Source organism: Cylindrospermopsis sp. CR12 (genome assembly GCF_001432185.1).
In the GTDB taxonomy this organism is placed as follows: Bacteria; Cyanobacteriota; Cyanobacteriia; order Cyanobacteriales; family Nostocaceae; genus Raphidiopsis; species Raphidiopsis raciborskii.
This window is the reverse complement of the sequence record NZ_LMVE01000030.1, coordinates 1,695-1,936: the sequence shown is the minus strand read 5'-3', so window position 1 is coordinate 1,936 and position 242 is coordinate 1,695. Positions and strand designations below refer to the sequence as shown.

Genomic DNA, 242 nt, shown 5'->3' with positions numbered 1-242 from the left:
TCCGAACTTGTAACCATAGTTCTGAGACTCGGTTTCGGTTGTTTCTCTTACTAAGGAAGATGTTACCAAGGAACCGTGCATAGCGCTGAACAAGCTACCACCGAATACACCTGCTACTCCTAACATGTGGAAGGGGTGCATGAGGATGTTATGCTCTGCTTGGAACACAATCATGAAGTTGAAGGTTCCAGAGATACCTAAGGGCATACCATCAGAGAATGAACCTTGTCCGATGGGGTAGA

General features: G+C 46.3%; 1 pseudogene. It reads right to left on the bottom strand.

The features are described from left to right. Positions 1-242: pseudogene (locus ASL19_RS16560) on the bottom strand (photosystem II q(b) protein); the annotation flags it as partial.